Raw genomic sequence first — 19,363 nt, forward strand, 5'->3', positions numbered from 1 at the left:
GCGCTCGAGGGCATCGTCCGCCCCGCGGTGCGCGAGCCGCTGAGCCGGGCGCGCGAGTCGCTGATCGAACTGACCTCGAAGTGGCTGGCGGACCTGGGGTCGCCCGCACCGCGCGAGCACTGCAGGATCCTCTTCGACTACCTCGATGGCCTGATCTTCCATCAGGTCGCCATGCCAGAGCCCGATTTCGACCCCAAGCTGGGCATCCGCACGGTGCTCGGCGCGTTCCTGCCCCCGTCGCACCGGATCGACGGAGCTGACGAAGCACCACCTGGCTGTTGCGGACGAGTCGACCAGCGCACCGGCAAGGCGCCGCTGGCATAACGAACGCACGTCAGCGATCGGTGCCACCCGGCCGAAGTCACCGCTTCACGTAGCAAGGTCCCGCTTTGCTGTTCGAGTGGTGGAGGACGGATGAGCTCAGGGCTTGCAGGTCATCAAGCCCTCGGCGTCACACCCGGGAGCGGCCGATGTGGCCGTCGTGACGGATGGCTCTCGAAACGGTCCTCGGCCGGATGACCGGGTTCACCTGAGCTCTGTTCTGAACGAATCTGCCCAGAGCAGAACGCAGGGCGGTGTCGGCGGCCTGCCGCAACAGTGGGAGATGCCGAAAGACGATCACACCGAAAGCCTCCGTGCAGCCGAAAGGCGCCTCCAAGCCGCCCAGCTCAACTCCGATGTCGATGCGCTGACCGAGCTGATCGACGACGCGGGACAGTTCATCGGACCGGACGGAAACCTCTACTCGAAGCGGGACGACCTCCGTGCGCATGAAGTCGGCCACCAGGTGTCGGCGCTCGATGAGCGCCTGCAGGAGCCATGGAAGGACGGCGGGACGATGGGAACCGCTGCCCGACGCGTCCGGCGTCGGGCGAAGGGCCTGCCGAACTGGAAGATCTCCCGCTACGCGGACGATCTTGTGGTGCTCGTGCATGGCTCCCGCGCCGACGTCGAGGACCTGCAGCACGAGGTCACTGAAGTGCTCGAACCACTCGGGCTGCGGCTGTCACCAGCCAAGACCCGGATCGTGCACATGAGTGAGGCGTTCGACTTCCTTGGGTTCCGCATCCAGTGGAAACGCAAGCGAGGAACGGACAAGTGGTACGTCTACACGTTCATCGCGGACCGGCCCATCCGGTCGCTGAAGGACAGGATCCGTGCCCTGACACGCAGGAAGTCTCAGCAGAATCCCAAGGCGGTGCTGGCCAGACTCAATCTGATCATGCACGGCTGGGCCAACTACTTCAGGCATGCAGTCTGCAAACACACCTTGAGCAACCTGGCGAATTTCGTCTGGTGGCGGGTGGTCAAGTGGATGCAGACCCTGCATCGCTGGAGGTGGAAGGACGTCCGCCGATGGCTGAGGACTCCCGATGGGAGCTGGAAGCCGATCTCGGTGGACGGGGCCGAGTTGTTCGATATGGCAGCAGTGCCGGTTACCCGCTACCGCTACCGGGGCAACAAGATCCCCAATCCCTGGGTCCCTGCATAACCACACAGAACGGCAGAGACCGTGGAGAGCCCGTTGCGTCGTGAGGCGCACGGCGGGTTCGGCGAGCGGCCTGGGGAGACGGACCGGGAGCAATCCCGGCACCTCGCCCCAGGCCGACTCAACCCGGGCCCGAGGGGTGCCGTCCGAGACGCTGATGAGAGGTCCGGCCACCGCCTGGCCTGGCGCAACGCCAGGCCGCTTGAGGACGGCAGGCAGGTCTGCATAACGTGGGCGCGCGCGTACGGCACCAACGTCCTGGCCGGCACCGCACCAACCCCGTTCGGAAGGATGGGTTGTACGACATCGACGACGTAGGCGTTTTCTCGGCCTGGACGTCGGCAAGAGCGCCCACCACGGCCACGGGCTGACGCCGGCCCGCAAGAAGGTCTTGGAGAAGCAGCTACCCAATAGCGAGCCGAAGCTGCGGGCCGTCTTCGACAAACTGGCGGCGAAGTTCGGAACCGTCCTGGTGATCGTGGACCAGCCCGCCTCCATCTTCCGCGCATGGCACAGCGGCTCGTCGACGAGGTCTTCGACGCGCCCGACGAACAGACCGTCGTAGTCCCGGGCACCGGCACGCTCGACATCGTGATCCCGTCCCTGGCCCGCTCGCTCGCCGCCGTTCACGAACAGCGCCGGGCCTTGGAGACCCAGATCGAGCCCTGCTGGAGGCTCACCCTCTTTCGAAGGCCCTGACCTCGATTCCGGGGGTCGCGGTCAGGACCACCGCCACCTTGCTGGTCACCGTCGGCGACGGCACCAGCTTCCCCACCGCCGCCACCTGGCCTCCTACGCCGATCTCGCCCCGGCGACGAAGTAGGGCGTCGTCCTGGGGATAGGCGACCGTGGACATCCCGCGCTCGTCCAGGTCGCCCAGGTCGAGGGCGTCGGCGAGGATCGCCGCGGCGGCCCGGCTGGTGCCGCCGCCGTTGTAGCCCCAGCCGAAGCCGCCCAGTTCGTCCGCGTCCTTCGCGACGAGCTCGTGCAGCACGGTGACGTTCTCGGGCGTGGGGCCGTCCTCAGGCTTCTCGACCAGGAGCCGGGCGGGCTGCGCGCATGCCGGGCCATAAGCAGGCGGCTGGACAGTGCCCCATGTCGATGATCGCGTTTATGCGGGCGCCCCAGCTGTGGCCGACTGGGCCATGGTGGCCGTCCCATCTGTCGCACCGCCGTTCGTTGTTCGGGGCGGGGTCCGTCGTCATGGTCGCGCAGGGCACAGACAGTCGGCCTGCGGATTATAATAGGTGACAATCGTCATCTATCTGAACGGACGTAGTGCGATGGGGCGCGTGTCGCAGGCGCAGGCACAGGAGAACCGGGCCCGGGTGGTGGCCACCGCTGCCCGGTTGTTCCGGGAAAGGGGGACCGACGTCAGCGTCGCCGATGTGATGAAGGCGGTCGGTCTGACCCATGGGGGGTTCTACAAGCAGTTCGCCTCCAAGGAGGCGCTGGTCGGCGAGGCCACGGCATTGGCGTTCGCTGAGCAGGAAGGGCTCCGCGCGAGGCAGGACGAGGCTCATGACGGGCAGCGCGAAGCCGCTCGCAGAGGCCTGATCGACTGGTACCTGTCGGCAGAGCATCGCGACGGTGCCGCCGACGGCTGTCCGTCCGCCGGGCTGGCCGTCGACATGGCCCGCGACCAGGACGGCTCCGTGGCACGCCGGGCCTACGTCGATGGGGTGCGCGACTTTGCCGATTGGCTTGCCGTCGAGAAGGGAGATGACGGCCTGGTCCGCCTGTCGACCATGGTCGGGGCCCTTCTGCTCGCTCGCGCGACCCACGGCTCGCCACTGTCCGACGACATTCTCGACGCTGCACGCGAGGCTCTCTGACGCTTCATGACCCTACCCTCGGTGGCAATCCCTTGACAAGATTAGATGTCATTCATAATCTAATCTCATGACCAGTTACTCAATGACTCAGACGCTCAAGGTCAGTGCCGCCAACGGGGTGGACTACGCGTACCGAACTGTCGGCTCAGGCGCGCCTTTGGTGCTGCTGCAGCACTTCCGCGGAAACCTGGACAACTGGGACCCGGCGCTCGTCGACGAGCTGGCGCAGGGGCGCCGCGTGATCGCGTTCGACAACACCGGCGTCGGCGCCAGCACCGGGCGCACCCCGAACACCGTCCCAGCGATGGCGGACGATGCCATCGAGTTCCTCGACGCCCTGGGCCTGGACCGGGTCGACCTGCTCGGCTTCTCGCTGGGCAGCTTCGTCGCCCAGGAGATCGCCCTACACCGGCCCGACCTGGTCAATCGGGTCGTGCTGGCCTCTGCTGCGCCGCGAGGCGCCGCCGGCATGCACGGCTGGCACCCGCACGTCATCGGGGCGGTCGGCGGGCGCGAACCGTCACCGACGGGTTATCTGAGCGTCTTCTTCCCCAGCACCCCAACGGGATTGGCCGCAGGCCAGGCCGCCGCTGACCGCATCTTCGGGGCACGGACCGAGGGTCACGACGAGCCCACGAGTTGGCAGACCCGGCAGGCCCAGTACGACGCGGTGACCCAGTGGGGCATCCCGGACCACGCCAAGCTCCAGCGGCTACAAGGGATCACACAGCCGGTGTTCGTGGCCAACGGCGACAGCGACCCCATGATCCTTCCGCGCTACTCCCACCTGCTGGCCGGCCTGCTACCGGACGCACAGATCAAGATCTACCCTGACGCCGCACACGGCTTTCTCTTCCAGCACCACAAGGAGTTCGCCGCCGACGTCGAAGCCTTCCTCGCCGCATGAGCGAGCCTTCTTGAGCACTGCTGACGCTCGGCTGCGCCGCATGACCCCGACGCTAGGAGCGCTCCCCGTCCCGGGCCTCGGTCGAATGCCCGCTTTCGAGCCCGCGGTCGCGAGCCTGGTCGGGTGACCGATGTGCGGCCCGCGTCGTGAAGCGAAATATCGGCGGCGGACGAGGATCCGGTCGTCGCGGCCAACGGAGTCTCGGCGAGGGTCTTCTCTTGCGTTGGAGTCAATCCGTTCCTTCCATAAGACGACCGGTCATTTTCAGGAAGACTAAGGAGTAACCCATCGTGTCCGACCTTCTCGATACCGTCATCGCCGCCCATGGCGGCCTGGACCGCTGGCGCTCCGCTACTCGGCTCACGGCCGAGGTGCGGGCCGGCGGCGCGCTGTGGGGCCTCAAGGGCCAGCCCGGGGTGCTCGACCGGTACACCATCTCCCTGGACCTGCACCGGCAGTCGGCTGCCCTCGCGCCCTTCGCGGAGCCCGGGCTGCGCGCGGTGTACACCCCTGACCGTGTCTCGACCGAGACTCTCGACAGTCAGGTGACGCAGGAGCGCGCCCAGCCGCGGAAGTCCTTCGCCGGGCACACGCTCGAGACGCCGTGGGACCGTCTACACGCCGCGTACTTCGCCGGGTATGCCATGTGGACCTACCTGACCGAGCCCTTCGTCTTCGCCGAGCCGGGCTTCACCACCACGGAGATCGAGCCCTGGGAGGAGAACGGCGAGACCTGGCGGCGCCTGCAGGTGACCTTCCCCGACCACGTCGCCACCCACAACCGGGTGCAGACCTACTACATCGACGCCGAGGGCCTCATCCGGCGTCACGACTACCGCCCCGACGTGCTCGGTGCCGCCGACCGCGACTCGGCGCACTACATGTGGGAGCACCAGACGTTCGGCGGACTCGTCTTCCCGACCAGGCGCTCGGTGCACCTCACCGACGAGCACAACCAGAGGGTCGCCGAACCCGTGATCATCTCCATCGATCTCACCGACATCACGGTCTCGTGAAGCGATGCACGCCAGCCCGACAAGCCACGGACAAGGACAAGAGGACGTCATGAGCAGTTATCGCGCTGTCGAAGCGACCGCTGACGGTGAATTCACCCTCGTCGAGCGAGAACTCGAGCAGCCGGGGGCAGGACAGGCCCGGATCGCTGTCGAGGCGTGCGGGGTCTGCCACAGCGACGTGGCGGGTATCATGAACATGACCGGCAGTTCGGCCGCCCGGCATACACGTAGTGCCCGGGCATGAGGTCATCGGCCGGATCGAGGCTGTCGGTGACGGCGTTTCCGGTTGGCGCGTCGGGCAGCGGGTCGGTCTGGGCTACCTGGGCGGGCACTGTGGCGAGTGCGAGATGTGCCGTCGCGGGGACTTCGTGCACTGCACCGATCAGCCGGTACTGGGCGACAGCCAGCAGGGTGGGTACGCGGAGTACATCACGGCCCGGACGTCGGGTCTCATCGCGGTGCCGGACGACACACCGGCGGCCGAGCTGGCCCCGCTGTGTGCGGGCCTGACGGCGCATCACGCGCTGGTGACCTCGGCCGCGCGTAGGGGCGACCTCGTCGCCGTCCAGGGCATTGGCGGTCTGGGACATCTCGGGATCCAGTACGTCGGCTCGTTGACCGGCACGCCTCACGACAACGAGGACAACGTCGACTTCGCCCACGCACATGACATCCACCCGATGATCGAGACCGTTCCCCTGGAACAGGCCGGAAACGCGTACGCGCGGATGCTGTCCGGCGACGCGCGCTTCCGGATGGTGCTCGAGGTCGGTCGCTGACCGGCGGAATCCAGTGGGTTCAGGCGGAAATATTCACCCCGCACATTACGTGACACCACACATCGACAAGGAGATCAGCCCGATGGACATAGCTGAGTACGACAAATTCCTCATCGACGGCTCGTGGCAGGCCCCGACAACCGCGGACCGTATCGAGGTGACCTCGGCCAACACCGGCCGGCTGATTGGCAGTGTCCCGGCCGCGTCGAGGCAGGACACCGACGCGGCTGTGACAGCGGCCAGGCGTGCGTTCGACGACCCGGCGGGTTGGGCACACTGGGCGCCGGCGGACCGGGCCGCGGCGATGCTGCGGCTGGCCGACACTCTCGCGGCGCGGTCGGACCGTACCGCCGAGCTCGTCTCCGCCCAGGTGGGCATGCCGATCAACACTGCGAAGACGTTCGAGGGCTCCGTCCCCGAGAAGCTCCTGCGGTACTACGCGTCGGTGATCATGCAGACGCCGTCGGACGACCGGCGCGGCGAGACGCTCGTCACCCGCAAGCCCCTCGGGGTGGTCGCCGCGATCACACCGTGGAACTTTCCTGAGGTCCTGGCGTTCTTCAAGCTCGCGCCCGCACTCGCGGCGGGCTGCACCGTGGTCATGAAGCCCTCGTCGGACGCAGTCCTGGACGCCGGTGTCCTCGCCGACGCCGTCATCGAGGCCGACCTTCCGCCCGGCGTACTCAACATCATTCCCGCCGGCCGCGGGATCGGCTCCTACCTGGTCTCCCACCCCGGAGTGGACCAGATCTCGTTCACCGGATCCACTCCGGTCGGCCAGGACATCGCCGCCAATGCCGGGAAGCTGCTGCGCCGCGTCACCCTCGAACTGGGCGGAAAGTCCGCCGCCGTCATTCTCGATGACGCAGACCTCGAGGCGAACACGGCTGCCATGTTCGGGGCGAGTCTGCTCAACAACGGGCAGACCTGCTTCGCCGGCACCCGAATCCTCGCCCCGGCCAGCAGGTACGACGAAGTCGTCGACTTTTACACCGCACTCGCCGAATCGGCTCGCATCGGCGACTCGCTCGACCCCGCGACCCAGATCGGTCCCATGGTCAGCGCCCGGCAGCAGGAGCAAGTCGAGTCCTACATCGCCAAGGGCATCAGCGACGGAGCCCGCCTGACGACCGGTGGAAAGCGGCCCTTGGGACTCGACGGGCTCGAGGGTGGCCATTTCGTCGCGCCCACCATCTTCGCCGATGTGGACAACAGCACCACGATCGCTCAGGAAGAAATCTTCGGTCCGGTGCTGGCGATCGTGCGCTACGAGGATGACGCCGATGCCATCAGGCTGGCCAACGAATCCGTATACGGTCTCGGCGGCTCGGTATGGAGCAGTGACCACGACCGCGCACTCGGCGTCGCACGGCAGATCGAAACCGGAACCATCGGGATCAACGGCTACCAGATCGACGTCGGAGCTCCCTACGGCGGCGTCAAGGGCAGCGGGATGGGCCGCGAGCTGGGCCCCGAAGCCCTCCTGGAATACACGGAACCGAAGGCGATCTACCTGCCCCCCGCGTAACAGCCGACAACGCAGGATCGGCCGCCCATTCGCGAGGGTATCCGCATGCGGGCGGCCGAGTGTCACGGAGAGCCTCCTTCGTCGCCGATCCGGCGTTCATCGAGCAGGAGTCTCTCGTTGAGCCGCCTCAGCGTGGCGTGGTTCCTCCTGCCCCGGCTTGTGTGGGGGAGGAGGAACCGCGCGGAGTCAGCGAGAGTTGCTGTTACGTCGACGGGGGCGATGTGCGCCAGCGAGTGCCGTTTGCCGCCCAGTATCGCCTCGAAGCGTTTGTCGTCGGTGAGGTACCGCCGGAAGAAGGCGTCGATGTAGGCCGCGCCGAGCCGACGTTGGCCGGCTTCGGTCAGTTGGGTCTCGTAGGTGGAGTCACCGGGTGTGGTGCACTGACCGGGGTGGGCGTCGTCGCCGGCGGCGACCTGTCCGCTGTCCGGCGACCACTGTGTGTTGAAGTAGTTGTGATTCGCACTGTGCATCTCGATCTGGTGGAACCCGGCGGAGTTCTTGGCGGTCGCGTCGGCGGCGAAGGAGAGAGCTTCACGGCCGACCTGACCGTCGCAGGCAGGTTCCGCGGATCACGGCCAAGGGCGTGCTCGTGATCTCGTACGCGGTCATGTCCTCGGTCAGGACGTTGTAGGCGGGTGCAGTGCCATGACCGCCCTGACCTTGACGCCGGCGGGCCACTGGGCCTTGTGGCGATCGGCGGCACGGTCGCGGCGATCTCGACCGGTTCCCCTGTTTCCTGCAGCCGATGGGCCTGGTCGCCCAGTTGTAGGTGACGGTGGCGACGTCCCGCGGTCCCTGTGCCGGAGAGTAGGAAGTCGCGGCTGACACAGGGCTCCCCGCCAGGGACTGCGGCAGGCAGAGGGCCGCCGTGGACGCGGCAAGTGTGCAGGCTCGAAGCAGAGGGCAAGGCAGCGATGAACGCGGTTGCCTGGCCGGGTGCTCCACTCCCGGCTGCCCCTACGGACTCCGGCAGGCTTCGCCACTGGACGCGGCTGCTGCTCATGTTGTCCGAGGGGCGAAGCCACAGCGGGGACCGCGTCCTCACCCTCGGACCGACCCGGGCCGCGCTCGGCGGACCCCACGGCGACGTCGGCCGGGTGGCGCGGTGTGGCTCGGTTCTGTGTCGGCAATCCGTCGGTCGGTGGCTTGGCGGCCGCCGACGTGTGGGCGGGGCTCGGCGCGCGGGCCGCATCGGGCCCGGGGGAGCATGCCGCCAGCACGCCGGTGCACAGCAGCGCGACCAGGGTCGCACGGGGATCTCTTCTCATGGTTCTTCTTCCCTGACTTGCTCGCCCAGGTGTCCGCAGTGTCCTGGCCGGCACCGACTGCGGAGCCGTGCGACGCGTGGTCCCGCTGAGAGGGCAGGCGCGGCGCCCGAGGCTGCCACCGTCGAGCTGTTCGGATGCGCCGCTCCTCGCTGAGCGAGCGCCGCACATCACTTCGCCATGACAGACGCCGACCCCTGTCGGGGTTGCGGGTGCCGTCGGGCGACTTCGCAACGCCCGATTACGAGGGCGAGGAGTGGCCCGCATCCACACGTTGAGCTGAGAAGCTGTTGTCTTTCCGGGCGTGATCGCTGCGTTTCTGCTGGTCGGGGATAGGAGCGGTGCTTCCGTGGGAGTGGTGGCCTGTGGGGTGGTCACTGCTTGGGGAGGTTGCGGATGCCGTCGGTCGTCGGACTGCTGGAAGAGCACGAGCTCGCTGCTCGCCGTGGACGGGCTGCGTGAGGAAGCTGACCGTATCCAGGCCGAGCTGGCCGCGGCCGAGCTGGAATGGCAGGAGTGGGTGATCGCCCGCAGGCGGGTCGATACCGTGCTGGCTTCGGAGGGCAGCGGCACTGCAGAGGGAAAGGCCGTCGCTGAATCGCCGGATGCGGACGCGCAGTCGGCGCCTGGGGATTCGGCGAAGCCGAAGTCGCAGGTGCCGGTGTGGCGCGAGGGACTGGCGTGGTCGGCGCTGTCGGTGGACTACCAGCGCATCCTCAACGCGCTCGCGGACCGGGCCCGGCTTGGGCAGGGGCCGATGACCTGCCAGGAGATGGCCGCCACGTTCGGGATGGAGGTGGTGCCGGCGCGTGTGGAGGCGCTGCGGTCGAAAGCGAAACGCCTGGTGGCCCGCGGCTGGCTGGCCGAGCCGACGCCGGGACGGTTCACGCTCGCCCGCGGTGGCCGGGCCAGGCGGCGGGTCATGAGCAGGGTCATCGACCAGTAGACCATCGCCTCGGCGCTGCTGGTGCGGCGTTCGAAGTCGCGTACCAAGCGGCGACTTTGCATCAGGTGGGCGAAGAGGCGCTCGACGATCCACCGCTTGGGCAGGACCACGAAGCCGCGCATGTCGTCGCTGCGTTTGACGATGGCCAGGACCAGGGCGAACGTGGCCAGGCAGTGCTCGACGAGGCTGCCGGTGTAGCCGCCGTCGGCCCAGATGAGGTTGAGGCGGTGGTGGGCGTCGGCCACCTGCGTCAGCAGGGCCTGGGCGGCGGTGCGGTCGCCGACATCCGCGGCGGTGACCATCACGCCCAGCAGGAGGCCGAGGGTGTCGACCACGACGTGCCGCTTGCGGCCGTTGACCAGTTTGCCGCCGTCGAAGCCGCGGCTGTCGGCGCCGACGACGGCGTCCGCCTTGATGGACTGGGAGTCGATCACCCCGGCCGTCGGCTCCGGATCCCGGCCCAACTTCTCGCGGACCTTCGCGCGTAGCCGGTCGTGGAACTCCTGGACCAGGCCGTTCTCGCGCCAGCGGCGGAAGAATGCGTAGACCCGGTCCCACGGCGGGAAGTCGGCGGGCGCCCGCCACTTGATGCCATTGTCGACGAGGTAGCGGACCGCATCGAGCATCGCTCGGTGGCAGTAGCCCTCGGGCCGGCCACCCTGTCCGCCCAGCCAGGCGGGCACCGGCAGCAGCGGCCGGACCTGGGCCCACTCCGCATCCGTCATGTCGGTCGGGTACCGGCGCTGCCGCTCGGGCCCGTCGGCCGCGTTGCCGTACATGTGCGCGAGGCAATCACACGATGGAGCAGCGGAGTTGGACTGCCCGCCCATCGACACGGAAGACTGCAGCACCGGGGCCTCCTGTTGCTCTATGGATTCGACACCCACGAGCTGTTCAGGAGGCCCCGCCTTCATGCCCTCACCCCGGCAGGATCACCCAACCGGGAACCGCGTTCGACCACCACCGCTCAAGATCGAAAAGACAACAGCTTCTGATCGCAGCGGTGCTGGGGCGCGGCGGTAAAGGGCGGTCACGCGGGCGGTTCGCGTCGTTGGGACAACGGTGCGGAAAGACGTGGCGAGCTGGAGGTCGACGGAGGCGGCCCCTGGATGAACCGAGCCTGCTCCTCAAGGTTGATAGACATAGGTGTTCGCTGTATGGTTATTACATGATGATGACGTCGAGTTGAGGGTTATCGGCGTACACACACTGTCGTGGAGGATGCGGATGATCATTGACGCGCATGACCTTGATGCCACCGCTGCGTACAAATTGCTGATCGGGAGCATCGTGCCTCGCGCTATCGCCTGGGTGAGCACCGCTTCCCGGGAAGGCGTGGGCAATGTCGCTCCCGTTTCCTTCTTCACCGCGGTGGGGCGGAAGCCGCCCATGGTGTCCATCACCCTGCAACCGCGGTCGGACGGCGTGACCCTCAAGGACACGCTGGTCAATATCCGGGAAACCGGTGAATTCGTGACCAACCTCGCCTCCCTTCCGCAGGCGCATCAGATGCACCAGTCCGCCTTCGAATTCGATTCGGAAGTGGATGAGTTCGAAGCCCTGGGGCTGGAAAAGGCGCCGTGCAAAACGATCCGAGCACCTCGCATCAAGGGCTCGCCGATCTCCTTCGAATGCGTGGTGGACCGGATCATCCCTGTCGGCTCAGGGGGCGAAAACGTCGTCTGGGGAAAGATCGAGCACTTCCACATCCGGGACGATTTGTACCTGGAGCGCGGGCGCATCGACACGGCCGCCCTGGCCGCGGTCGGTCGGCTCGCCGCCGAGTACACCCTTGTCAGCAACGTCTTCACTACGCCGCTCGACGCCGCGGTGCTCGAGTCGTATGAGAACAGGCGCATGACCCGTCTCGATGGCCATGGGACGGACTGGTCACCCATCGACACAGCGGAGTGGTCGCCGTCGGGGGCCTCCACCAACCCCGAGACGGAGGAGGCGCGTTGAGGACGGAGCGGTTGGCGGACACGGACATCAGGTTCCGGCGTCGCGGCGCCGGCGAGCACGCGGTGGTATTCGTCCACGGTTTCCTCGATGATCAGTATGTCTGGGACGGCGCGCTCGAAGCGCTGACCACCACCGGCGTCGAGACCGTGCAACTGGACCTGGCAGGGTGCGGGGAGCGCGCCGAAGCACGTGGCCCTTTCACACTCGACCGGTTCGTCTCCGAGGTCGGCGCAATCGTGGACGCCCTGGACAAGCCGGTGGTGCTCATCGGTCACAGCATGGCGGCCCCGATTGTGGAGCTGGTGGGTGCGGTACGCCAGGAGCGCGTACGCGGCCTCGCACTGGTGACCCCGGTACCGCTGGCCGGCACACACCTTCCGGAAGAGGCGATCGAACCCTTCCGCGCCCTGGGCGGTGACGTGCCGGCTCAGTGTGCCGTGCGGCAACGGCTGTCGGCCGGGCTCACCGGCGCCGATCTGGACCGGCTTGCCGTGGTCGGCGGGCGGGTGCGGCCCGAAGTGGTGCGTGCTCTTGCCGACTGCTGGAACACCGGCCATGAGGACGGCGCCGAGCCGTCCGCCTTCTCCGGCCCGGTACTGGTACTCAGAGGAGCGGACGACGGGTTCATCACGGGCGAGATTGTCGCGCAGGGCGTCCTGCCGCGCTTCACCGCCGCACAGACCGCAGTGATCGACGGGGCGGGACACTGGGCGCACATCGAGCAGCCCGAGGCTGTTGCGGCTCGCCTCGACGTCTTCCTTGCCGAGGCGCTGACCTCGGCAGGCGACACCGTGGGGGTGCGGCCCCAGGAGTGGACACAGGCCTTCGACGAGAAATCCTCGGCCGCATTCGGTGATGCCTTTGCCGAGGACGTAGCGCTGGAAGCGAGTGCGCTGCGGAAACCGATTCAGGGGCGCGAGCAGGTCAGGCACGTCATGGGGACGGCGAGCGCCGTCTACGAGTCGCTGGTCTTCACCCATGAGGCCGTCCGCGATCAGCGAACCTACCTGGAGTGGGAGGCCACGGCATTCGGCGGGCAGGTCATGAGGGGCGTCACCATCCTGACCAAGAACGAGGACGGAAAGATCATCCGGGCCGCCATTCACCATCGCCCGCTCGGCGCCGTCCTGGCGTTCTCCGCCGAACTGCGGGATCGCCTTCATGGCCACATCGACCCGGACCACTTCTACGACGGCGGGGAAGACCGCGGCTAGCGGGCTGCGCGTCTTTCTCGCGGGCCACTGATTTACCGACCGGCCGGCACCCAAGAGCGTTATGAGAGGCACACACCATGGCAGAACGTACTGATGTCGAATTCACCGCCGAGGGCGGGGCGACGCTGCGGGGTTGGCTGTTCGTCCCGGACGGTCCCGGACCACACCCGGCGATCACCATGGCCCACGGCTATGCCGGGGTGAAGGAGCACGGTCTCGAGCGCTTCGCCAAGGCCTTCGCGGACGACGGCTTCGTCGTCCTGCTCCACGACCACCGGAACTTCGGAGCCAGCGACGGGACCCCGCGGCAGGACGTGGACCCCTGGCAGCAGATCACCGACTGGCGCCGCGCCATTTCCTTCCTGGAAAGCCGCCCCGAAGTCGACGCCGAGCGCATCGGCCTGTGGGGTACCAGTTACGCAGGCGGCCATGCTCTCGTCCTCGGCGCAACCGACCGCCGACTGCGCTGCGTCGTCGCCCAGGTACCCACGATCAGCGGCTATGAGCAGGGGCTGCGCCGTATCCCGCCCGAGGCGGTCAAGGGCATCGAGGAGGCCTTCGCCGAGGACGAGCGTGCCCAGTTCCGCGGGGAAGCACCACGCACCCAGACCATCGTCAGCGACGATCCGGCAGTCGCAGCCTCCTACCGCGCCAAGGATGCGATCGACTTCTACCTGCAGCCGGTTCCCGACGGTGTCTGGGAGAACTCGGTCACCGTCCGCTCCACACGCGCTGCCCGGATGTACGAGCCCGGTGCTTGGATCGACCGGGTCTCACCGACTCCGTTGCTGATGGTGGTCGCCACGGACGACACGATCACCGTCACGGATCTGGCCCTCAAGGCGTACGAACGCGCGCTGGAGCCCAAGAAGCTGGTACTCGTCCCCGGCGGACACTTCGACCCCTACCTGTCCCGCTTCGACGAGTCCAGCAGCGCCGCACGTGCTTGGTTCAAAGCCCACCTGTCCTGACACGACCTTGGAGCATGCAGTGAACCACCTGACGTATTCCCTCACCGACGGTGTGGCGACCGTGGTGCTGAACCATCCCCCGCAGAACCGCATCGACGAGCAGATGGCCGTCGAACTGGCCGAAGCGGTCAGGTCGATCACCCGAAGCGATGCCCGGGCCGTACTGCTGAGGGCCGAAGGGCCGGACTTCAGTTTCGGCGGTGACATCGTCGACTGGCTGGACATGGACACCGACGAACTGCGCGCGCTCTTCGAGCGCTACATGAGCGTGTTCAACGCGTTCGAGCGACTGCCGTTGCCGGTGGTGGCCGCTGTCCAGGGACTGTGCTTCGGCGGCGGGTTCGAGCTGGCCCTGCGCGCAGACGTGATCATTGCCGGTGAGTCGGCTCACTTCGGACACCCCGAGCAGAGTCTGGGTATCGTCACCCTGCTCGGCGGGGTCTACCGTGCCGCCGAACGAGCGGGCCGGGCCAGGGCCTCGGAGTGGGCCCTGACCTCGCGGCGAGTGCCTGCCTCGGAGATGGCGGACGCCGGCGTGGTGAACAGGGTCGTGCCCGACGAACTCCTCCTGAAGGAGGCCACGGCCTTCGCGGAGAAGATCGCCAAGGGACCGACCCGTGCCTACGCCGCCCACAAGGCGCTGCTGCGGGCCTGGGCCGTGGGCGGCGTCGCCGCCGCGGACGAGACGATGTTCGACATCGCCATGCCCTTGTTTGGAACGGAAGACGTCAAGGCGGGACTCGCCTCCGCCGTCGCCGCCTACAAGGCCGGCAAGCCCCGCCCCGTCCTGGACTTCCAGGGACGGTAGGCCTCCGGTCGGCTCAGCAAGCGGAGCGGGGCGCCACCGTGGACGCGTTATCGTCGACGTAAGGAGCAAGACTCAAACGCTTGTGTCGATTACGGCGATGACGGAGTGGACTCGCTATGAACTGGTCAGCAACGATCCGCTACGGCCTGGAACCCGCACCCGGCGGGCTGGCCTTCGTACAGGATCTGCTCAACACGATCTCGGCAGGAAAACCTCGTCAGCCTGACCTCCTGACAACTGCCGACGACGCAAGCGAGTGGATCGAGCACGCCGTCGCGAACTGGAGCGGGGAGACCAACCGCCCCGCGCCCGACGTCAGTCTGGGTCGCGGCGACCTCGACGAACTGCGCACCCTCCGCCGGGATCTGCGCCTCCTGGTGCAGAGCCCGGACAGAGGTACCGCGGCACCGCAGACGTCGGCTGCGTCGGTGCTGGCCTCGCCGGTCACGCTCCACCTGGACGAGCACGGTCACATCCGCGCCGAGCCGCGGGGAACAGGCTGGCGCCGAGTGGCTTCGCTCACCTTGATCGAGGTGTTCGAGGCTCAGCGTGCGGACACCTGGCGTCGACTCAAGGTCTGCCGGAACCATCGCTGCGAGGCAGCCTTCTACGACCGTTCCCGTAACAACAGTGGGGTCTGGCACGACGTTCGCATCTGCGGCAACGCTGCCAACCTCCGCAATTACCGCGCACGGAAACGGGCTGCTTCCAGCCCCGCGTGAGCGGCGGGGCGACGGACCGAGGTCGGGGGCCGGGACGGTGCACCGGGACGACCTGTCCCTGGCCACTTCGCGGGCGAGACGCTCAACTCACCGACTGCGTCCATCACGCACTCTCGTGCCTCGGTCGTCGGCCGGATGCCGTGGGTGAGGCTGAAGCGAAGGTCGATCGGGGTGCCGGTGAGGATGCCGTTGACGGTGCGGCCGCCGAAGATGAGGTCTCCGGTCTGTACGGCGATGGGTTCCATGTCGGCGCCGAGTACGACGAGCCGGCCGTGCGGTCGCAGTCCGGCCATCAGGGGGACATGGAAGGGCCGCTGGCCGCCGTGGCGATGATGGCGGCAGCCCCGCCCAGGTCCCGCAGTGCCTGGGCCGGATCTTCGGCGACGCTGTCGATGTAGTGGTCGGCGCCGAGCGAGCGGGCCAATTCCTCCTTCTCCCGGCCGCGCGCGATGGCGGCCACGCAGTAGCCGAGCCGCGCGGCGTACTGCAGGGCGAGGTGACCAAGCCCGCCGATGCCCTGCACCGCCATCTGGGCTCCCGGCTCCGTCTCGACGGACCGCAGCCCCATGAAGGACGTCAGTCCGGCGCACTGCAGGGCGCGGCCTCCACGGGGAAAGTCCCTCCGGGACGCGGAGAAGACCGTTCGCTCGGGCGATCACGGTCTCGGCGTATCCACCGTCCACCGTCGTACCCATCCGCTGCTGGTTCTCGCAGTAAGCGAAGATCGCGCGTCGGCAGGACTCGCACTCGCCGCAGTGCTCGGCGAGGAACCCGACGCCCATGCGTTCGCCCAGCTGCCAGGCGCTGACCCCCTCGCCCACTTCCTCGATCACGCCGACGATCTCGTGGCCGGGGACGACGGGTTCCGAGGGGTCGGCTCGCAGCCCCTCGACGGCCAGCGTGTCCGAGTGGCACACGCCGCAGGCCTCGACCCGCAGCCGCACGAAGCCGGCCCGCGGTGTTTCCCTGGCGCGTTGGACCGTGGAGAAGGCGCGTGAGCCGGTGACCTGGATTGCTCGGTAATCAGACATGGAAATCCCTGTGAGTTCGAGTCCTTGACGAGTGGGAAGTCGGCCGTGCCGCACGTGGGAGGCGACGGTTCGAGCCGCCGGCCGTACCTGGTCGCAATACCTGCCGACCTGCGCATGATGACCGGTCGTCTTGAAGGGAGCAGGTGACCCCACACGCTTGACACAACCGTAAGACGACTGCTCATATTGGGCCACGGAGGTGCTCATGGCTAGGCGGAGCATGCGCGAAGAGATCGTCGACGCGGCGGCAGACCGGTTCCACACGCGCGGCTACAACGCGGCCGGCGTCAAGGACATCACGGACGCCGCCGGTGTGCCGAAGGGGTCGTTCTACAACCACTTCGAGAGCAAGGAGGCGCTGGCTGTCACCATACTGGAGCTGTACGGGGGGACCAGGCGTCTGGGCGAGTTGTCCGACCCGTCGGTCGAGCCGCTGGTGCGGATGCGTCGGCACTTCGAGTTCCTGCGTGATGAGCAGGAGCAGTACGGGTACACCCGCGGCTGTCTGCTCGGGAACTTCGGTGCCGAGGTGGCCGACCACAGCGAGGTGCTGCGCGGCAAGATCCAGGAGAGCTTCGACCGGTGGAGCGGGGCGCTGGCCGGTGCGCTGCGCGACGCGGTGACATCGGGGGACGTCGACCCCTCGCTCGACCCGGATGCGACCGCACTGTTCCTGTTGTCCGCTTGGGAAGGGGCTCTCGTGGCGGCTCGCAGCAGCCGCTCGGCGAAGCCGTTCGACGCCTTCTTCGCGAATGTCTTCGACAGGCTGCTCGTGCCCGGACCGCGCGAGACGGCCTAGCCGGCGCTCCGATCCCGGCCGGCCGTCGCCACAATGCCCAATCCTGGCCCCACCGGGGTTCGTTGACCGAGAGGTGTGATGATGAAAGCCGTTTGTATACGAGAGGACCGGGCCCGCGGCGGAGGTGCTGCGTCTGGTCGACCGCGAGGTGCCCGAGCCTGAGGGGCGCGAGGTCCGTGTCCAGGTGGTGGTCTCGGGGCCGAAGTCCCGCCAGGGCGGAGGTCGGCCCGCGCCGTTTCCGCTCGTGGTTCCTCACAGTTACGGCGCCGGACGGGTTGACGCCGTGGGGCCCGGAGTGCGAGGGCTGAGGATGGGACAGCGCGTCTAGCTGCGGGAGGAGGCCTCTCGCCAGCCGACGGGAACTGCGCAGCAGTGCACCGTCGTACCGGAGCACCTTGCCGTTTCCCCTGCCGGACGATGTCTCCTTCGACACCGGAGCGGCGATCGGGATCCCCGCGATGATGGCCCATCGCGCGCTCACGGTCCACGAGGAGCGCTCGCGCGCCTCGAGCGGGGGGCGCTCTCCGGGGCGACCGTGCCGGTGTTCGGAGGTTACCGTGCGTGCGGACCGGCAGTGCGCCGCGAGCGATGGCCTCCCTGCCGAATCTGGCCATCACAGCGCGCTCCGCTTGGCGGGGCGGGACAACATCGCCGAGGGCCTGCACCATCACGGGCGGGACACAACCCGGCTGCTGGTAACCCTCGGACTCACGTGATCAATCCCGACCGATCACGAGCACGATGGAGCCCTGAGTGATCACGCCACGCGATAGTGCCTGAACAGCGGCGCGCGCATGGACCTGATTCACCGTCACCACGACAACCACCCGCGAAAACGCAGCGGAGCCGGGGGCGCTCTCTTCAAGACGACTGGTCACCTTACACTGGTGATGTCCCCCCATCCTGTAGCAAGGAGAAGAAGAGGCTTTCCATGAAGTCACTGACGGACGGGACCGTGCCGGTGGACACGCCTCCGGTCGGCCCCTCACCCGACGAGGCGGTCGCCCCAGGTGAGGACGACCTTCGGCGAGGGCGGCGGTCCGCGCGCATCGGACTGCTCTCCGTCTCGCTCGGCACCGCCGGCCTCGGTGGCGCATGGCGGACCGCAGCGTTGGTCGTGTCCGCTCCCCTCTGGGTCAGTGACGGGCTGTTCGTGGTCAGCGGGCTGGTGTGGCTGGTTCTTCTGGCGGAGTACTTCCGCCACGGCGGAGCACACTGGTCGAACCTGCTGAAGGATCTGCGCCATCCGGGCCAGGGCTTCGCACTCGCCTATGTCCCCATCGTCGGCATGCTCTTCACCGCACACTTCTCCCGGTTCGGGCTCGACGCCGCACGCGGGGCATACGCCGTGTTCGCTGTGGTCACCGCGGTGATCGCCGCCAGATTGCTGGCCCACTGGCTCACCGGAACGCTCAGCTCCTCCCCGCTCCACCCGGGCTATCTGCTGCCGGTGTCGTCGGGACCGTTCATCGCCAGCATCGCCGCGACCACGCTGGGGCTTCCTGAAGTCGCGGACGGCGCCTTCGCCGTCGGACTGCTGTACTGGCTCGCCTTCGGCGCGGTCATTCTCGGCAGCCTGGTGGGCAGCGCTCTGCCGGCGCCGGCCCGTCCGACTCTCGCCGTGTTCGGCATCCCGCCGACCGTGGGCGGTCTGGCCTGGATGGCCGCACACCCCGGCCCGGTCGACGCCATCGGACACGGCTTCGCCGGCCTGGTGGTCTTCACCATCCTCATCCTCGTCTTCCTGCTGCCCCATCTGCGGCAGCAGTCGTTCGGCACCGGTTTCTGGATCTACTCCTTCCCCGTCGCCGCGACCACCAATTTCGTCATCCGCTGGGTACACGGCGCCCATGTGCCCGCCTCGCGGCCGATCTCCTGGGCGGTGCTTGGCGTGGCAAGTCTGGGGTTCGCGGCGCTGGCCCTCGCCACGGCGGTACATGCCGTGACGAGCAGGCGCCGCTCGTAGCCGAAACATGTGCACGCCTCTCGCGCGCTCGGACTACTACGGGACCTCCGCCCCACCCCGCGGCCCTCGGCCGGCGACGGGCCTGCCCTGGACCAGGCTGGCTGCCTGCTCCCGAGGGCGACCGG

16 protein-coding genes and 6 pseudogenes are annotated in these 19,363 nt (G+C 67.9%); 16 read left to right on the forward strand and 6 right to left on the reverse strand.

What is annotated here, in order from left to right; genetic code table 11:
• The 8 genes and pseudogenes from ACFY4A_RS41235 to ACFY4A_RS41270 form a co-directional block, all read left to right on the forward strand.
• Window positions 1-324, forward strand: a pseudogene (locus tag ACFY4A_RS41235) (hypothetical protein); the annotation flags it as partial.
• 103 nt (window positions 325-427) lie between these two features.
• A complete protein-coding gene (locus tag ACFY4A_RS41240) occupies window positions 428-1,492 on the forward strand; it encodes a group II intron maturase-specific domain-containing protein (RefSeq protein ID WP_390834453.1) in 1,065 nt (354 codons plus the stop codon).
• 293 nt (window positions 1,493-1,785) lie between these two features.
• A pseudogene (locus ACFY4A_RS41245) lies at window positions 1,786-2,309 on the forward strand (transposase); the annotation flags it as partial.
• Between the two features lie 463 nt (window positions 2,310-2,772).
• Window positions 2,773-3,324, forward strand: coding sequence for a TetR/AcrR family transcriptional regulator (locus tag ACFY4A_RS41250; protein ID WP_390834467.1), 552 nt, complete (start codon window positions 2,773-2,775; stop codon window positions 3,322-3,324).
• Between the two features lie 67 nt (window positions 3,325-3,391).
• Entirely contained in the window at window positions 3,392-4,231 is an 840-nt protein-coding gene (locus tag ACFY4A_RS41255; protein WP_390834454.1) for an alpha/beta fold hydrolase, read from the forward strand.
• A 290-nt stretch (window positions 4,232-4,521) separates the two neighbouring features.
• Window positions 4,522-5,247, forward strand: a complete 726-nt coding sequence (locus ACFY4A_RS41260; protein WP_390834455.1) for a hypothetical protein — start codon at window positions 4,522-4,524, stop codon at window positions 5,245-5,247.
• Between the two features lie 49 nt (window positions 5,248-5,296).
• A pseudogene (locus ACFY4A_RS41265) lies at window positions 5,297-6,026 on the forward strand (alcohol dehydrogenase catalytic domain-containing protein).
• Window positions 6,027-6,108: 82 nt separating this feature from the next.
• A complete protein-coding gene (locus ACFY4A_RS41270) occupies window positions 6,109-7,554 on the forward strand; it encodes an aldehyde dehydrogenase (protein ID WP_390834456.1) in 1,446 nt (481 codons plus the stop codon).
• 62 nt (window positions 7,555-7,616) lie between these two features.
• Here ACFY4A_RS41270 and ACFY4A_RS41275 read toward each other — a convergent pair whose 3' ends face one another.
• On the reverse strand, window positions 7,617-8,024 hold the full coding sequence (locus ACFY4A_RS41275) for a hypothetical protein (RefSeq protein WP_390834457.1): 408 nt from the start codon (window positions 8,022-8,024) through the stop codon (window positions 7,617-7,619).
• Between the two features lie 1,191 nt (window positions 8,025-9,215).
• On the opposite strand from ACFY4A_RS41275, the pseudogene ACFY4A_RS41280 reads away from it, so the two are divergent.
• A pseudogene (locus ACFY4A_RS41280) lies at window positions 9,216-9,745 on the forward strand (hypothetical protein).
• A 25-nt stretch (window positions 9,746-9,770) separates the two neighbouring features.
• Here the strand turns inward: ACFY4A_RS41280 and ACFY4A_RS41285 are convergent.
• A pseudogene (locus ACFY4A_RS41285) lies at window positions 9,771-10,679 on the reverse strand (IS5 family transposase); the annotation flags it as partial.
• A gap of 313 nt (window positions 10,680-10,992) precedes the next feature.
• On the opposite strand from ACFY4A_RS41285, the gene ACFY4A_RS41290 reads away from it, so the two are divergent.
• From ACFY4A_RS41290 to ACFY4A_RS41310, 5 genes are all read left to right on the forward strand, one after another.
• A complete protein-coding gene (locus tag ACFY4A_RS41290) occupies window positions 10,993-11,727 on the forward strand; it encodes a flavin reductase family protein (RefSeq protein WP_390834458.1) in 735 nt (244 codons plus the stop codon).
• Between the two features lie 11 nt (window positions 11,728-11,738).
• On the forward strand, window positions 11,739-12,941 hold the full coding sequence (locus ACFY4A_RS41295) for an alpha/beta fold hydrolase (RefSeq protein WP_390834459.1): 1,203 nt from the start codon (window positions 11,739-11,741) through the stop codon (window positions 12,939-12,941).
• A gap of 77 nt (window positions 12,942-13,018) precedes the next feature.
• The gene (locus ACFY4A_RS41300) at window positions 13,019-13,912 is read left to right on the forward strand and encodes an alpha/beta hydrolase (RefSeq protein WP_390834460.1); all 894 of its coding nucleotides are present in this window, start codon (window positions 13,019-13,021) and stop codon (window positions 13,910-13,912) included.
• A gap of 19 nt (window positions 13,913-13,931) precedes the next feature.
• A complete protein-coding gene (locus ACFY4A_RS41305; RefSeq protein ID WP_390834461.1) occupies window positions 13,932-14,720 on the forward strand; it encodes an enoyl-CoA hydratase/isomerase family protein in 789 nt (262 codons plus the stop codon).
• A gap of 116 nt (window positions 14,721-14,836) precedes the next feature.
• Window positions 14,837-15,442 (forward strand): CGNR zinc finger domain-containing protein, encoded by a 606-nt coding sequence (locus ACFY4A_RS41310; protein WP_390834462.1) that lies wholly within the window; start codon window positions 14,837-14,839, stop codon window positions 15,440-15,442.
• Here ACFY4A_RS41310 and ACFY4A_RS41315 read toward each other — a convergent pair.
• From ACFY4A_RS41315 to ACFY4A_RS41325, 3 genes and pseudogenes are all read right to left on the reverse strand, one after another.
• Window positions 15,403-15,735, reverse strand: a complete 333-nt coding sequence (locus ACFY4A_RS41315; RefSeq protein ID WP_390834468.1) for a hypothetical protein — start codon at window positions 15,733-15,735, stop codon at window positions 15,403-15,405. The two genes, ACFY4A_RS41310 and ACFY4A_RS41315, sit on opposite strands and share 40 nt — an antisense overlap.
• Window positions 15,735-16,010, reverse strand: a complete 276-nt coding sequence (locus tag ACFY4A_RS41320) for a zinc-binding dehydrogenase (RefSeq protein ID WP_390834463.1) — start codon at window positions 16,008-16,010, stop codon at window positions 15,735-15,737. Before ACFY4A_RS41320 ends, ACFY4A_RS41315 begins: the two co-directional genes overlap by 1 nt.
• A gap of 64 nt (window positions 16,011-16,074) precedes the next feature.
• Window positions 16,075-16,695, reverse strand: a pseudogene (locus ACFY4A_RS41325) (alcohol dehydrogenase catalytic domain-containing protein); the annotation flags it as partial.
• Between ACFY4A_RS41325 and ACFY4A_RS41330 the strand changes: the two are divergent.
• Window positions 16,679-17,272, forward strand: coding sequence for a TetR family transcriptional regulator C-terminal domain-containing protein (locus ACFY4A_RS41330; protein ID WP_390834464.1), 594 nt, complete (start codon window positions 16,679-16,681; stop codon window positions 17,270-17,272). The pseudogene ACFY4A_RS41325 and the gene ACFY4A_RS41330 overlap by 17 nt on opposite strands.
• Before the next feature lie 716 nt (window positions 17,273-17,988).
• On the opposite strand, the gene ACFY4A_RS41335 is transcribed toward ACFY4A_RS41330, so the two are convergent.
• Window positions 17,989-18,150, reverse strand: a complete 162-nt coding sequence (locus ACFY4A_RS41335) for a hypothetical protein (RefSeq protein WP_390834465.1) — start codon at window positions 18,148-18,150, stop codon at window positions 17,989-17,991.
• Between the two features lie 53 nt (window positions 18,151-18,203).
• On the opposite strand from ACFY4A_RS41335, the gene ACFY4A_RS41340 reads away from it, so the two are divergent.
• Complete coding sequence (locus tag ACFY4A_RS41340; RefSeq protein WP_390834466.1) at window positions 18,204-19,238, forward strand: hypothetical protein; 1,035 nt, start codon at window positions 18,204-18,206, stop codon at window positions 19,236-19,238.
• The last annotated feature ends 125 nt before the right edge of the window (window positions 19,239-19,363 follow it).

It is taken from the genome of Streptomyces sp. NPDC001292 (genome assembly GCF_042896465.1).
Classification (GTDB): Bacteria; Actinomycetota; Actinomycetes; order Streptomycetales; family Streptomycetaceae; genus Streptomyces.

What these genes read in the sequence shown, in the direction of transcription:
- ACFY4A_RS41250 (WP_390834467.1), top strand. Translation starts at nt 2,773, where the DNA reads ATGGGGCGCGTGTCGCAGGCGCAGGCACAGGAGAACCGGGCCCGGGTG.
- ACFY4A_RS41255 (WP_390834454.1), top strand. Translation starts at nt 3,392, where the DNA reads ATGACCAGTTACTCAATGACTCAGACGCTCAAGGTCAGTGCCGCCAAC.
- ACFY4A_RS41270 (WP_390834456.1), top strand. Translation starts at nt 6,109, where the DNA reads ATGGACATAGCTGAGTACGACAAATTCCTCATCGACGGCTCGTGGCAG.
- ACFY4A_RS41275 (WP_390834457.1), bottom strand. Translation starts at nt 8,024, where the DNA reads ATGCACAGTGCGAATCACAACTACTTCAACACACAGTGGTCGCCGGAC.
- ACFY4A_RS41290 (WP_390834458.1), top strand. Translation starts at nt 10,993, where the DNA reads ATGATCATTGACGCGCATGACCTTGATGCCACCGCTGCGTACAAATTG.
- ACFY4A_RS41300 (WP_390834460.1), top strand. Translation starts at nt 13,019, where the DNA reads ATGGCAGAACGTACTGATGTCGAATTCACCGCCGAGGGCGGGGCGACG.
- ACFY4A_RS41310 (WP_390834462.1), top strand. Translation starts at nt 14,837, where the DNA reads ATGAACTGGTCAGCAACGATCCGCTACGGCCTGGAACCCGCACCCGGC.
- ACFY4A_RS41315 (WP_390834468.1), bottom strand. Translation starts at nt 15,735, where the DNA reads ATGGCCGGACTGCGACCGCACGGCCGGCTCGTCGTACTCGGCGCCGAC.
- ACFY4A_RS41320 (WP_390834463.1), bottom strand. Translation starts at nt 16,010, where the DNA reads ATGGGGCTGCGGTCCGTCGAGACGGAGCCGGGAGCCCAGATGGCGGTG.
- ACFY4A_RS41330 (WP_390834464.1), top strand. Translation starts at nt 16,679, where the DNA reads ATGGCTAGGCGGAGCATGCGCGAAGAGATCGTCGACGCGGCGGCAGAC.
- ACFY4A_RS41340 (WP_390834466.1), top strand. Translation starts at nt 18,204, where the DNA reads ATGAAGTCACTGACGGACGGGACCGTGCCGGTGGACACGCCTCCGGTC.